This window comes from Paenibacillus litoralis, assembly GCF_046244365.1.
In the GTDB taxonomy this organism is placed as follows: Bacteria; Bacillota; Bacilli; order Paenibacillales; family NBRC-103111; genus Paenibacillus_V.
Map to the genome: position 1 here is coordinate 862,131 of NZ_CP176395.1, position 13,070 is coordinate 875,200.

Consider the following 13,070-nt stretch of genomic DNA (forward strand, 5'->3'; position numbering starts at 1 on the left):
GGAGGAGATCGAGTGAGCAAGCAAACGTATGACGTCATCGTGGCCGGCGGCGGCCCGAGCGGCATAGCCGCGGCTGTAGCCGCGGCCCGGATGGGCGCGGAGACGCTGCTGGTGGAGCGGTACGGATTTTTGGGCGGTGCGGGAACGGCCATGATGGTCAATCCGTGGATGTCGTATTGGGCATCGGGCGGCAGCAACGTGCAGCTCATTTTCGGGGTGCTGCAGGAGCTGATCGACCGGATGACGGAGATGGGCATGTACGGGCATCCGAAGCAAAAGACGGCGTTCGATCCCGAAGCGCTTAAGGTCGCGGCGGAGCAGCTATGCCTCGAAGCCGGCGTTACGCTGCTGTATCACTCCTTCCTTGGCGAAGCGAGGATGGACGAAGCCGGAACGCGGATCGAAACGGTGCGGTTCGCGAACAAAGCGGGACTCGTCGATCTGAAAGCGGATATGTATGTCGATACGACCGGCGATGCGGATCTTGCCTCGTTTGCCGGCGCCATCGTCGAGAAGGGGCGGGCGGTGGATAGCCTGAGCCAGCCGATGACGCTCAATTTCCGGATGGCGAACGTCGATATGGAGCTAATGCCGACGCGAGCGGAAATTACGGAGCTGTATTTGGAAGCGAAGCGGCGCGGCGATATCGATTGCCCTCGCGAAAACGTCCTGTGGTTTTACGCGAATCAGCCCGGCGTCATTCATTTCAATACGACAAGGGTTCTTCGTAAAGACGCGACGAATCCGTGGGAGCTGACGGAGGCGGAAATCGAAGGGCGGCGTCAGACGCAGCAGCTCGTCCGCTTTCTCAAGGCGGAAGTGACCGCCTTCCGTGACGCCTACCTGCAAACGACCGCGCCGCAAATCGGCGTGCGCGAATCGCGCCGCGTCGTCGGCGAATATATGCTGACGGCCGAGGAGCTGCTCGCTTCCTGCCGGTTCGAGGACGTGATCGCCCGCGGCGCTTACCCGGTCGACATTCACAATCCGGACGGAGCGGGCACGATCCTGCAGCACTTGCCGGAAGGGGAATGGTACGACATTCCGTTCCGCACGCTCGTGCCGAAGAGGATCGAGAACCTGCTGATCGGCGGACGTCCGATCTCGGCGACGCACGAGGCGCACTCGGCGATCCGCGTGCAGCCGATCGCCATGGCGATCGGTCAGGCGGCCGGTACGGCGGCGGCGCTTTGCGCCAAAGAGCAAGTGCTGCCGCGCGAACTCGACGTGCGCAAAGTGCAGGAAGCGCTGACCGCACAGGGAGCGGTGCTCGGCTTCGCCGGCGGCGTTTCGAGCGCGGCGGGAGAATAAAGCAAAGCCGCAGCCGATGTTAATCGGCTGCGGTTTTTTTTCGGTTTGCGACAAGTGTGGCGATCAATGGATGTTTCGCGCAAGCGGAACGTCAATGCCTTATTCTTTGGCGTTGCCGGCAATTTCGACTTTTCGCGGAACGAGAGTATCTTATTTGGCGGCAAATCGCCGTTTGGAGGCTGGAAACGGACGAATAACGCACTCTAGTTCCGCAGTAGGCAGGCAAGAGGGCGAATCGCTTGAAATCGCGCATCCACGTTCCCTCTGTAACTTACAGGAAGGAACGCAAAACCATCAAAGCGGCGACCCCTACCACCACGGTCGCAAGTATACTGCGCGTCCTGACCGCAACGAAAAACGCAGGCAAGGCGGCGATAAGCTCCGCGTTGTCGGTTAACGGCGGCATTTTGCCGTCATGCAGGAAGAGCTCCTGGCCGATCAGAGCGGCCATAACCGAAATCGGCACATAATTCAGCCACCGCATGGCCCAGCCCGGCAATTCGAAACGGCTTAGAATCATTAACGGAACAACCCTCGGAATGAGGGTGACAAGAGAAGCTCCGATCACGATCAAAAAAACGCTCCATCTTATTTCCATTTTTTATCCACCGCCATTCCTGCCGTCGCTGCAACCAAGGTCGCCGCAATGATGCCAAGGCTGCCGGACATGAAAAATGAGCTCCCCACGGCTACGAAGGCGGCAATGACCGCAACGGCCAGATCGGGCTTGAGCCGCTTTCTGCCCGCACGGAGAGGACGAACAGTCCGATAAACATGCCCGCCAAGGCAAAATCCAGACCGAATGTTTCCGGGCTCGAAATCCACTGTCCTGCGATAGCCCCTGCCATATTGGCAACCCACCAGCCGAGGTAGGCGGTCAAATTCAGCCCGTGCATCCATTTCTCGCTGATTCTCTTCGTAAGGACGGTCTTGTTCATGGCGACGCCGAAGGTTTCATCCGAAAGAAGGGCACCCACCAGCATGTTCTTGAGCGGAGTCAGATGCTTGAAATAGGGCGATACCGCCGCACTAAGCAACAAATAACGGGCATTGACGAAAAATGCCGTAATCGTAATCGCCGTAATCGAGCTGCTTGACGCCATCATGCCAACCGCAATAAATTGCGCGGACCCGGCATACAGGAGCAAGCAAAATAAAGTGATCTCCATCATGCTGAGACCCGCAGTCGTCATGACAATGCCCGCGGCAATTCCGATGCTCGCGTAGCCGAGCAAGGTCGGCAAACAATCTTTGACTCCCTGCAGAAAGCTGTCTTCGCCTTCCTGCATCGTACGTGATCGTAAATCGGCTTGTTGTAAACTCATGATGCTCCCCTTCGCAGCTATAAAGAGTGATTTCAAGGTGTTATAGTACTAACGACTATGAAAACGACAAAGAAAATACGGTTCAACTTACTTGAACCGTTTTCCCGTCACCACATGTACCAAGTCAGGTTTACTGCTCCAGAACGCTTCGATCTTTTCGGGACCGAAGGCATGGGCTACTTGCGCAAACATGATGTCATGCCGCAAGTATTCCATCGCGACGAGGACGAGTGCCGTGTCCTGCGTCTTGACCGCCCACGCCGCGCCGCCCGCGGTGGAGGCAAAATTGGCGATGAGCACCTCTTCGTTGTCCCGCGCGACAATGGTCAAATGCCCCCGTATACGCTCCTCGGCGACCTCCGGAGCCATATAATCGTGATGGGTGGTTACGCCCAATTGGGTGCCCGGGGAACCGAACAGACAGGAGAATACCTGAACGCCTTCTTTGACGCGACGGTCCACTTCATTTTTAATAAAGGGAACTTGAGGCGACCAAATGGATAACCATAGTTCCTCTTGCGCTTTACCGATCATATCGTTCATTTCCGCTATAACATGCTCGTCGCTGCTGATGCGCCGAATGACGTCCACTTCCTGTTCGCTTTCCAAAGCGGACAGCTTCTTCTCCAGGTAGTCGAAGGATTGCTCGAACGTGCTGCGCAGCCGGCCGATCAGCTCTTTTGCAGGCAACGGCGCATAGGTCACCGGCTCCGAGGGCACGGTGTAGACGGCTCCCTTATCCAGCAGCTTTCCCAGCACTTCATAGATCATGGACCGGGGAACGCCCGATCGTTTGCTGATCTCGTATCCGGTGATGGGAGAGTTTTTCAGCAGCCCGATATAGGCTTTGCACTCATACTGGGAGAAGCCTAATTTCTGAAGTTCCCTATAGATGTCCTCCATACAAGCTCCTTGTAGTAGTTAGTTGTATACTTACTATAGGACTGCGCTATTCATCTGTCAATCGATCGATAGGCAAAAACAGCCGGGGCGGAGAACAAACACCGGAAAATGGATCTCTAACCCTGACATACAGTTGTCAGTAAGGAGGGGTATGATAGAGCTATCCCCCGATGAAAGGGAAACAAATACACATACCTTGGAGGTACTTCGATGACTCATCATGCCGTACGCATGTACGATTTTAACGTATGGGCAACCAGAACGATCATTAACCGGTTAAAGGAGCTGCCGGAGTCCGTGTACACCCGGGAAATGCAAAGCGCGTTTACATCCCTTTCCAAGGCAATCTCTCATATTTATGTTGTTGAACGCGGCTGGCTGGCCATCCTCTCCGGTCAAGACATGAGCGAAGCGATGAAACATGCCGAGCCTTTGCAGAAGGAAATGGAGGCGCTAAGCTTGGAGCAGCTGGAAGCCAAGTATGAGTGCTTGTTCGAGGATTTCAAAACGGCATTGGCGCAGCATGAGGATTTGGACGCGTCGGTTACCCTGAACAACCCCTATGCGGGCGTGCGGGAAACGCGCCTATCGGAAATGGTCATCCAGGTGGTCAACCACGGAACCTATCATCGCGGGAATATAACCGCCATGCTGCGCCAGATGGGCTTCCCGTCCGTCATGACGGAGTACGCTTTATTCTGGTATTCGGAGTAAGCACGGCCGCGCGGGCAAGGCTTAGGACACCTGTAAGACCCCATAATGTTCCCCCGTCAAGGCCGCCGGCCTGGATGCGTTCCCTGCTTTTTCCCGGAATAATTCCTGCTTTATAAATACCGCGTATTTCGGTATGCTAGATTTCAGTGACCCTAAGCTGTCATGGAATCGGGGAAAAGGTGGTATCTTTCATGGATGCAAAGTTTTGTATGTCGTGCGGAACGGCTTTGGAAGTGCGGGAGGTTGACGGGGTATCCAGGAAAGCTTGCCCTGCATGCAGCTTCGTCCATTGGGGAAATTACAGCGTCGGCGTCGGCGCTTTGATTGAAAGAGACGGCAAGTTTCTGCTGGTCAGAAGAGCGATGGAACCGGGAAAAGGCAATTGGACGAATCCCGGCGGCTATATCGAGCAAACCGAGCTGATGCACAATACGATTAAACGCGAAGTGCTGGAGGAATGCGGAATCCGCGCGGAGGTCAAGCGCATTGTGGCCGTCCGCGACCAGCCGAGAAGCATTCATAACGTTTACGTCGCTTTCGCGATGGAGTACGTGTCGGGAGAACCGGTGCCCGACGGCGTGGAGGTGGATGCGGCAGGCTTCTACAGCCTGGAGCAAATGGCGGACATGAAGGTGGCCGGCTTTACGAAATGGCTGATCGACGTCGCGCTGAAAGGCGAAACGCGCGGATTGTCGGAGGACGAGGATCCGATCGTGCCGATGGAAGGCAGCGGCTTGTTCCGGGTGTAACGCCTGCGTCTTCGGATTGCCGCAATCGCATATTTGCGAGGATGGGACCGTACCTAACGAAAGCGAAAAGAGATCAAGCCCGTCGTGGGAATCGACAGAGCGTGATCTCTTTTATTATCTATCGTTACCTGTCTTGTTCAGACAGTAGGCTTCCGTGCGGACAAGTCCGTTCCTCATTCCATATGACGCGTTCCCCGTAGTCTTTGCCCCAGTTATACATCATTTTCAATACGGGCATCAGACTCTCGCCGTGCTCCGTCAAAGAGTATTCGACGCGAGGCGGTACCTCTGGGTACACCTTCCGGTGAAGCAGCCGGTCCTCCTCCAATTCGCGGAGCTGGTTGGTCAACATTTTCTGCGTGATGTGGGGAATCCGTTTCTTCAGTTCGCTGAATCGCTTGGTTCCTTCCAGACCCAAATGCCACAGGATGATCAGCTTCCATTTACCGCCTATGACCGCTAAGGTGAGTTCCTTCTCGCAATTGATTTCTTTAAGGTTGATTCGTTCCTTTACCTCGCTTGCCATGATCATCCTCCTTCTCTCGATAGTATACCATAGGAAACTACATAGCCAAAAAGAATGTACTCTCTCAAAGGATACTTAGAGGAAATGAAGGTACCGGCTGCCTGGCTTTATTTAAAAGGTCGTCCCAAACCGTACGAATGTTGCCGATTCCATCCTGTTTTACCTCCTGCAGCCGCATTTATGTGAAAAGCCCTCACTTATAAGCGTGAGGACTTTCAAAGGTTATTCGAGGGTGCGACTATTCCAGATTGGCATGTCTGCCGTACATCCGGCCGGAATCCAATCCCCGTTTATCCATCAGACCGAGAATAACGGCATCGTAAAAGATCAATAACGTCTGCTCGAATAAAGACGCCATGGGCTGGATCGTCGTTTTGGCGGAGCCTTCCCGATCCTTCGGAGAGCCGGGCAGTTTAACGGCGGCATCCGCTAAACGCCCGATCGTCGACTCGGGAGCGGTCGTGACGGCAACGACCGCCGCCCCGAGCCCCTTCGCCTTCTGAGCCATCGAGACGAGGCTTTTCGTTTCTCCCGAACCCGAACCGATGATCAGCAGATCGTTTTCGCCGATACCGGGGGTTACCGTTTCGCCGACCACATAAGCGTCAATTCCCGAATGCATCAGGCGCATGGCGAAAGCGCGGCCCATAAGACCCGACCTTCCGGCGCCCGCGACAAATACTTTCCCGGACCGCAGGATGCCATCGGCCAATTTCTCGGCATCTTCCTCGGCGATCCGTTCGATAGAGTCGTGGAGCTCCTTCACGATTTCGGCTGCATAAGCGGTTGTTTTCATCGGCCGTTACGCCCGTTCGATCAAACTTTTCATTTCGGCGGCCGTCGCTTTTTTATCCGCTTGGCCGGTAATGCCGCCCCCCACAATGACGAGATCGGGATTTGCTTTAATGACTTCCGGCAAGGTGTTCATCTTGATGCCGCCTGCAATAGCCGTTTTCGCATGCTTGACGACGCGTTTAATGGCCGTTAGCTCCTCGAAGGAGTTTTTGCCTGCCGCTTGGTGATCGTAGCCGGAATGGACGCAGATGTAATCAACGCCGAGCGCGTCGATTTCCTTCGCTCTTCCCTCGATGTCCTTTACGTTTATCATGTCCACCATAATTTTATTGCCTTGCTTCTTGGCTTCTTCTACGGCTCCCTTGATCGTCGAATCATCGGAAGCTCCGAGAACGGTAATGATATCCGCTCCCGCCTCGGATGCTTTCATGACCTCATAGCCGCCGGCATCCATAATTTTCAGGTCGGCGAGGACACGCAGAGACGGGAACGCCGCTTTGATTTCTTTGACGGCTCTCAGTCCTTCGTTGATCACGACCGGCGTACCGATTTCGACGATATCGATGTATGCCGCCACCTCCGCCACCACTTTTTTTGCTTCGGGAATATCTACAAGGTCCAAGGCCAATTGAAGTTCCATATGATTATCGCTCCTTTAGAAGGGTTCGTTGTTGTTGTTGTCGACACACGCTCATTGTAGAACCTAACTATCAGCTTAGGAAGTACGCACTTCAAAGTGGCGTAGTTACCTGGACGGTACTATTGGAGGACAACTGCTTGACCGAGTATGTACAAAAAAGTCAAAAAAAGCCGAAGGACAGCGCTCATTCGCTATCCTTCAGCCGTCTTTTGCCGCCTGCGATGCTTATAGATTCGAACGCTCGCGGCATTGCTCGCCAGAACGTTGCCCTGTTTGGCTTTGGCGGTTGCCGTCTGGTAAATTTTCACGATAAGGTAAGTATGTTTGCCGACACGATGCTTGTATGTTTGCACATGTGTCCGAATCATGCTTCGCCCTCCTGTTATCGCTGCCATCTTACGTTATGTAGGGGATGCTTCGATTGTCGCGGCGGTCGATAGGAGGGGCAGCAGCCGCTCGGGGCGGGCATTTCCGGGAGGGGTGAATAAAAATCATCCTACTCAAGGCTGGGGGATGGTCCTATAATCGCTTAGTAAGTTTCGATTCCGGCTTGTCCCAGACTAGCGGAACGGGAACGAAGCTTTTATTGAGATCGAGAGGAGAATCCATACCATGTTTATTTCTACGCAGCGAAGAACGGTCCGGCTGCTCGTTTGGGCGTTGGCCGGAATCCTTATGATGAACGGGTTTTCTTTGCTTGGCATACCCAAAAACGCGGCTGCGGCGGCTTCCGTAGAGACCGCGGTCGACGTGCAGGCTTCGCCTGTCGCGCCGGGCTCGGCGGCTTCGCTTCTTGCGAAGGTGACGGCTTCGGAGGATGCCTCCCTATTGGTCGATTTGGAAATATTCGACCCCTCCTTGAAGAAGGTTCACCAGGCGTTCGCCGATCGCATCGACGTGAAGGCCGGCGAGACAAGAACGGTTCCTTTCGTCTGGAACGTGCCCCCGGGGCTCAGCGAAGGCGAGTATATCGTCAGCTTGGGCGTTTTCGGCGCCGGCTGGAACGGCATGTATGATTGGCATGCCGGAGCCGCAACGCTGACGGTTTCCCTGGAAGAGGTGGCTTTCACCGGCAGCGTGAAGGCTGCTCCGGAGACCGTTCGGCCGGGCGGTACGGTGAATGTCGGCGTTACGGTAACATCGCGGGTATACGGCGATGCTCTCATAGAAGCCGTCATTATCGGGCCGGATGGAGCGAAATCGACGGCGGAGATCGCGAAGAGCCGGTTCGAGGCCGGGCAGGAGCGTCATTTCGCCGCAGACTGGACGGTGCCGCAGGACGCGAAACCGGGAGATTACCGCGTCGAGCTCGGCGCATACAGTCCGGACCGCAGCCAAACGAAGCGCGTAAGCGCCGAAGCCGGCAGGTTCGCCGTACTGCCGGACGAAACGCAAGCGTTGCCGGCACCGGAGTCCGTCAAAGCCGTGCCTGAGCTGCGCGCGATTAAAGTGACTTGGAATGAAGTTAACGGGGCGTCGGGCTACGATGTGGAGGCGGACGGCATCGTTGTGCCGGATGTCCGGGGAACCTCCTATGTTCATCAAGAGCTGCTTGCGAATACGCCTCACACATACCGCGTCAGAGCGAAGCGGGCCGGCGCAGCGGGGGTCTGGAGCGAGGCGGTAACCGCCCAAACCTCCGCGCCATCCGGTACGGCAGCCGTCAAAATTTTTTCGAAGACGGGAACGAGCAGCTGGTCGCAAATGCCGAGCCCGGGCTTCGAAATCGAAAGTGCGAGCGGTGAGCCGATCGATCTTAGCGAGCTGGCGCTGCGTTATTATTTTACGATCGAAGAGGAAAGTCCGTTGTCGATCGGCTTCTGGTCGACGGTTGCGAACCGGAACGTGACGACGAAGTTTGTCAAAATGCCGATTCCGTCCGAGACGGCGGATCATTACCTGGAAATCGGGTTCACGGCCGATGCCGGGCCGCTTAATCCGGGTGCGAAGGCGGGCGTTTACACCTGGATGAACAAAGAGAATTGGTCGATCTTCGATCATACGAACGATTACTCGTTTCTTTCGTCCTCGGATTATACCGATAACGGCAAAGTGACGGGCTACCGGTCCGGAGCTCTGGTGTGGGGAACGGAGCCTGCGCTGTTCGACATCCCTTCGTATCCGCAAGAGGTGACGGCGGTCCCTGCCGATGACGCGATCACCGTATCGTGGCAGCCGGTTGCAGGCGCAACGGGTTATGACGTCGAGGCGGACGGACGGCTGGTCGAGAGCATTACGGGAACGTCCTATAAGCACGACTGGCTAAGCCCGGGCACCCGGCATTCGTATAAAGTGAGAGCGAGAGCCGGAGACAAGCTCAGCATCTGGAGCTCCAAGCTGTCGCTCAAGACGACGGGGGAACAGGCGCTTCCGGCTCCCTCGGGCGTGAGAGCGAAACCGGCGGAAAGCTCGGTTGCGGTGAGCTGGAGCAAGCTTGCCGAAACGGTAACCGGCTACGAAATCGAGGTTGACGGCGTCATCACGGACGCGGGGATGCAAACGTCCTATATGCATGAAGGACTTGCTTCCGGCTCCCAGCATACGTACAGAGTGCGCGCCAAGGACGGGGTAACGCGCGGCATATGGAGCGCATTGCTGCGGGCGAATGCGAAGTTCGTCCCTGAGGGCAAGTTCGACGTGACCTTCTCGGTCGATCCATCCGCGGACCGGGCACCGATCAGCCCGTACATTTACGGCACGAACGAAGATTTGACGGGGACCGAGAATTGGACCGCGCGGCGGATGGGCGGCAACCGGTTGTCCACCTACAACTGGGAGACGAATGCGTCCAATGCGGGCGACGACTACTTTTTCCTAAGCGACAATTATGTGCCTTGGTTCTACGGAGGCGTCCCGTGGGGCGGCAACATGCAGGAGCCGGGCATCGGCATTGCGGGCTTTCACCAAAAGTCGCTCGACAAGGGCATGTTCTCCCTCGTTACGCTTCAGTCGGCAGGCTTTGTGGCTAACGATAGTAACGGAGAGGTAACGGCTGCGCAAACGGCGCCATCCTCCCGCTGGGTCGAAGTGAAGCCGTCCAAGGGCGCTCCGTTCAGCCTCGTTCCGAATTTGACGGACAACGCCGTCTATATGGACGAGTTCGTGCATTACCTGGTGAACAAGTTCGGCGGCGCCAAAACGGCGACGGGCATCAAGGCCTACCAGCTCGACAACGAGCCCGGCCTGTGGGGCAAAACGCATATGTACATGCATCCTCAGGCTCCGGGCAGCGCGGAGGTGGCGGATAAAGGCATCGCGCTCGCCAAGGCGGTCAAAAGCGTCGATCCGGACGCCGAGCTGTACGGTCCGGTTTCCTACGGCTTCGACGAAATGTACAACATGCACGAGGCCGCCGATTGGAACGCCGTTAAAGGTACGTACGACTGGTACATGGATTACTATTTGGACCGCTTCCGCGTGGCGTCGCTGCAGGAAGGCAAGCGGCTGCTCGATGCGCTCGACATTCACTGGTATCCGGAGAATACGGCGGGCGGCTACCGGATTACCGACAGCAACTCTAACGGCAATCTGGAAGCGAACAAGGAGCGCATGCAGGCGCCCAGATCGCTGTGGGATCCGAGCTACACGGAGAACACTTGGATCGGACAGTGGTTCAGCGGCTTCCTGCCGGTCATTCCGAGACTGCAGCAATCGATCGATACGTACAATCCGGGTACGAAAATCGCGATCTCGGAATACAATTACGGCGGCGAAAACAATGTGTACGGCGGCATCGCTCAAGCGGACGTTCTCGGCATTTTCGGCAAATACGGCGTTCATTTCGCCAGCTTCTGGAAAATGGTTAACGGGCTTAAAGAAGCGCCGTATATTACAGCGGCGGCGAAGCTGTACCGGAACTACGACGGGAACGACTCGGGCTTCGGCGACACGAAGGTAAAGGCGGAGACGTCCGATATCGAGAACAGCTCGATATACGGCTCCGTGTACGAGGATAGCGACAACAAGCTGCATCTGATCGTATTGAACAAAAACAACGATCATGCGATGAATGCCGTGTTCGACCTCGCCGGAGCAAATGGCTATACGTCGGCGCGCGTCTGGGCGTTCGACGGCCAAAGCTCCGCGATAACGGAACGGGAGCCGGTTGCGGCCATTTCCGGCAATACATTCACCTACGAGATTCCGAAGCTGACGGCCTGTCACATCGTGCTTAGCGCGGAATAGCTTCAGGGCAAAGCGTCCATTCGCAGCCGCTATCGGCGGCGGACGGACGCTTTTTCGATTGGCAAGTTGCCGATCAAGTCTCGCTTCAAGGCGCAGCTTTCCCTTCGCCGGGCAAATTCAAGAGGGGCGTTCGCTCCGGACGCGCAGGTGTGATACGATAGCGGAATAGCGTTGGATAAGGAACGAACCGGAGGAGAGACGATGAATCGTACAAACGGGCCGGAGACGGAGCGTCTGCTGGCCGAGCTGCTGCAGCGGCTTCGAGCCGCAGGCCATGAGGATGCGGAGCTGCTGGGCATGGTCGGAGACGCGATCGGGCATGCCGGCGAGCTGGCGGCGGAGAACGAGCGGCTGAAGCAGGAGGTCAAGCGGCTGCGCGGACAGCTGCAAATGAAAGCGGCCGGCTCCATGTCCAGCCGGTTGAAGGATGCGCTCCGGGAGTAGCTGCCGGGGGATTTCGGCAATGGACGGCGACAAGAGCCGAAGCTTCGGTCATCGTTTACAGACTGCTAGCCCTTCTCACGCTCAAGGAATGACTAGGCATCAGCAGGGTTAGCGGGTCGCGTTAACCAAAAAAAGGCTCTTCCGCACGGGTTTCCCGTTCATTGGAAGAGTCTTTCATTTATGCCTTTATTCCGGGTCGCTATCCGAGCCGGCTTGTCCGTTTACAACTTCCTTCAGCTCCGGAATCGCGTCGACCAGCCATTCCCTGCGGCGTATCGCCGTACCGCTGAGGGCCGGCTGCTTGCCGTATTCCCATTCGATGTCCGCATGCTTCGTGTAGGCCTTGATCAAGTCGATCAGCGCGTAGCCCCACTCGCTGACTTGATAGCCCGTATAAGGGATATCCGGGTAATAGTGCAAGTAGGCTTCCTTCAGCATGAAGCCGGCGGACATCATGACGATCTGCGGCAGCGGCTTCTCGCCGATTTTCTCCATAATGGCGGCGGCGTTGATTTGCGTAGGCTCGGCGGCAAGCTTAGCGAAGGAAGGACCGTCGATGACGCCGTTTTCCTTGGCCAGCCATGCGGCGACCCAGTTCATGATCGGCTCGAAAGCGTCCGGCAGCTTGTCCTCAAGCGGCGTTTCCGGGTTGTCGAGATCGACCGTCCAGGTTTTGCCGTTCTTGGCCACGCGGATGTTGCCCGAAATGCCGGCCTTGCGCAGCGTAATGAGAGCATGCGTCTGCAGCTTCGTGGACAGCTGCTCGTCGCGGCAGCATTTGCGCAAGATCGTCTCGGTGCGCGGCAGCGGGAACAGCGCCAGCGTTTGCAGCGCCTCGAGCGCGTTGGCGTACTCCATCGTAGCGATCGCTTCTTCGATACGGCTCAGCACGCCGTCGTCCGGCTGCTCCGCCCATAATTCCAGCGGCGTTTTGTAGGCGGCGATCCGCAGCAGCGGCATGATGCCCTTCTCTTCGAGCTGCTCGGCGTCGAGCTGTTCCGTAAGCTGAACGCAAGCATTGTCGACGTCCGCCTTCAGCGCGTCGAACATCTCCTTGCTGTCTTTATCCGCAACGCCGTTCGTTCGGGTCGTTTCGAGCCAGTCGCGCAGCGCCAGCGGGTTATTGCGGTATACGGTAGCTGCTGCCGCCGCGAACGGCGGGGCGAACGGAAGACCAAGCTGCGCGTAGCGCGCCAGCAGGATTTGCAAGTCGATTTGGCGATCCAGCTGCTGCAGGGAGACGAATAAATTCATCCATGCTTCAAGCTGGGCCGGATTCGTTTTGGCAGCTCCGAAAAAATAAAAAGCAGCCGCACCGAACGCTCCTTTATTAATCATCTCTGTGCCATTGCGCATCAGCTCGTTACCGGCGGTTGTATTCAAAGGGATATACCTCCAATCGTTGATAGACCCATTATACTACATCCGACATGTGGGCGCGATTGTAGGATTTTCTGGATTTCATTAGAGGAATCGGC

The 13,070-nt window shown here is 56.4% G+C and carries 12 protein-coding genes and 1 pseudogene; 5 read left to right on the top strand and 8 right to left on the bottom strand.

All coding sequences use genetic code 11. The features are described from left to right. Positions 1-12: 12 nt before the first annotated feature. Positions 13-1,311, top strand: a complete 1,299-nt coding sequence (locus tag ACKGJP_RS03640; protein ID WP_409344332.1) for an FAD-dependent oxidoreductase — start codon at positions 13-15, stop codon at positions 1,309-1,311. Between the two features lie 271 nt (positions 1,312-1,582). Here the strand turns inward: ACKGJP_RS03640 and ACKGJP_RS03645 are convergent, their stop codons facing one another. The 3 genes and pseudogenes from ACKGJP_RS03645 to ACKGJP_RS03655 form a co-directional block, all read right to left on the bottom strand. Beyond that, the gene (locus tag ACKGJP_RS03645) at positions 1,583-1,909 is read right to left on the bottom strand and encodes an AzlD domain-containing protein (RefSeq protein WP_409344333.1); all 327 of its coding nucleotides are present in this window, start codon (positions 1,907-1,909) and stop codon (positions 1,583-1,585) included. Continuing rightward, positions 1,900-2,636 (bottom strand): annotated as a pseudogene (locus tag ACKGJP_RS03650) (AzlC family ABC transporter permease). Before ACKGJP_RS03650 ends, ACKGJP_RS03645 begins: the two are co-directional and overlap by 10 nt. A gap of 87 nt (positions 2,637-2,723) precedes the next feature. Then, the gene (locus ACKGJP_RS03655) at positions 2,724-3,539 is read right to left on the bottom strand and encodes a TrmB family transcriptional regulator (RefSeq protein ID WP_409344334.1); all 816 of its coding nucleotides are present in this window, start codon (positions 3,537-3,539) and stop codon (positions 2,724-2,726) included. A gap of 210 nt (positions 3,540-3,749) precedes the next feature. Here ACKGJP_RS03655 and ACKGJP_RS03660 point away from each other — a divergent pair, with 210 nt between their 5' ends. Continuing rightward, complete coding sequence (locus ACKGJP_RS03660) at positions 3,750-4,253, top strand: DinB family protein (RefSeq protein WP_409344335.1); 504 nt, start codon at positions 3,750-3,752, stop codon at positions 4,251-4,253. A 191-nt stretch (positions 4,254-4,444) separates the two neighbouring features. Continuing rightward, on the top strand, positions 4,445-5,002 hold the full coding sequence (locus tag ACKGJP_RS03665) for an NUDIX domain-containing protein (RefSeq protein WP_409344336.1): 558 nt from the start codon (positions 4,445-4,447) through the stop codon (positions 5,000-5,002). A gap of 124 nt (positions 5,003-5,126) precedes the next feature. Here the strand turns inward: ACKGJP_RS03665 and ACKGJP_RS03670 are convergent, their stop codons facing one another. The 4 genes from ACKGJP_RS03670 to ACKGJP_RS03685 form a co-directional block, all read right to left on the bottom strand. Then, positions 5,127-5,528: a winged helix-turn-helix transcriptional regulator gene (locus tag ACKGJP_RS03670; RefSeq protein WP_409344337.1), complete on the bottom strand. Its 402-nt coding sequence runs from the start codon at positions 5,526-5,528 to the stop codon at positions 5,127-5,129. Positions 5,529-5,766: 238 nt separating this feature from the next. Further along, positions 5,767-6,324 carry a 6-phospho-3-hexuloisomerase gene (gene hxlB, locus ACKGJP_RS03675; protein WP_409344338.1) on the bottom strand — a complete coding sequence of 186 codons (558 nt, stop codon included), beginning with the start codon at positions 6,322-6,324 and terminating at the stop codon, positions 5,767-5,769. Positions 6,325-6,330: 6 nt separating this feature from the next. Continuing rightward, entirely contained in the window at positions 6,331-6,963 is a 633-nt protein-coding gene (gene hxlA, locus ACKGJP_RS03680) for a 3-hexulose-6-phosphate synthase (RefSeq protein ID WP_409344339.1), read from the bottom strand. A gap of 191 nt (positions 6,964-7,154) precedes the next feature. Then, the gene (locus ACKGJP_RS03685) at positions 7,155-7,331 is read right to left on the bottom strand and encodes a hypothetical protein (RefSeq protein WP_409344340.1); all 177 of its coding nucleotides are present in this window, start codon (positions 7,329-7,331) and stop codon (positions 7,155-7,157) included. Positions 7,332-7,575: 244 nt separating this feature from the next. Between ACKGJP_RS03685 and ACKGJP_RS03690 the strand changes: the two genes are divergently transcribed. Continuing rightward, complete coding sequence (locus tag ACKGJP_RS03690; RefSeq protein WP_409344341.1) at positions 7,576-11,148, top strand: glycoside hydrolase family 44 protein; 3,573 nt, start codon at positions 7,576-7,578, stop codon at positions 11,146-11,148. 201 nt (positions 11,149-11,349) lie between these two features. Continuing rightward, positions 11,350-11,592 carry a hypothetical protein gene (locus ACKGJP_RS03695; RefSeq protein ID WP_409344342.1) on the top strand — a complete coding sequence of 81 codons (243 nt, stop codon included), beginning with the start codon at positions 11,350-11,352 and terminating at the stop codon, positions 11,590-11,592. A 186-nt stretch (positions 11,593-11,778) separates the two neighbouring features. Here the strand turns inward: ACKGJP_RS03695 and ACKGJP_RS03700 are convergent, their stop codons facing one another. Further along, positions 11,779-12,975, bottom strand: coding sequence for a hypothetical protein (locus tag ACKGJP_RS03700; protein ID WP_409344343.1), 1,197 nt, complete (start codon positions 12,973-12,975; stop codon positions 11,779-11,781). Positions 12,976-13,070: the final 95 nt, after the last annotated feature.

Excerpts from the sequence above, each read along its gene's own strand:
- ACKGJP_RS03645 (WP_409344333.1), bottom strand. The coding sequence starts at position 1,909 with ATGGAAATAAGATGGAGCGTTTTTTTGATCGTGATCGGAGCTTCTCTT.
- ACKGJP_RS03655 (WP_409344334.1), bottom strand. The coding sequence starts at position 3,539 with ATGGAGGACATCTATAGGGAACTTCAGAAATTAGGCTTCTCCCAGTAT.
- ACKGJP_RS03660 (WP_409344335.1), top strand. The coding sequence starts at position 3,750 with ATGACTCATCATGCCGTACGCATGTACGATTTTAACGTATGGGCAACC.
- ACKGJP_RS03665 (WP_409344336.1), top strand. The coding sequence starts at position 4,445 with ATGGATGCAAAGTTTTGTATGTCGTGCGGAACGGCTTTGGAAGTGCGG.
- ACKGJP_RS03670 (WP_409344337.1), bottom strand. The coding sequence starts at position 5,528 with ATGGCAAGCGAGGTAAAGGAACGAATCAACCTTAAAGAAATCAATTGC.
- hxlB (WP_409344338.1), bottom strand. The coding sequence starts at position 6,324 with ATGAAAACAACCGCTTATGCAGCCGAAATCGTGAAGGAGCTCCACGAC.
- hxlA (WP_409344339.1), bottom strand. The coding sequence starts at position 6,963 with ATGGAACTTCAATTGGCCTTGGACCTTGTAGATATTCCCGAAGCAAAA.
- ACKGJP_RS03685 (WP_409344340.1), bottom strand. The coding sequence starts at position 7,331 with ATGATTCGGACACATGTGCAAACATACAAGCATCGTGTCGGCAAACAT.
- ACKGJP_RS03690 (WP_409344341.1), top strand. The coding sequence starts at position 7,576 with ATGTTTATTTCTACGCAGCGAAGAACGGTCCGGCTGCTCGTTTGGGCG.
- ACKGJP_RS03695 (WP_409344342.1), top strand. The coding sequence starts at position 11,350 with ATGAATCGTACAAACGGGCCGGAGACGGAGCGTCTGCTGGCCGAGCTG.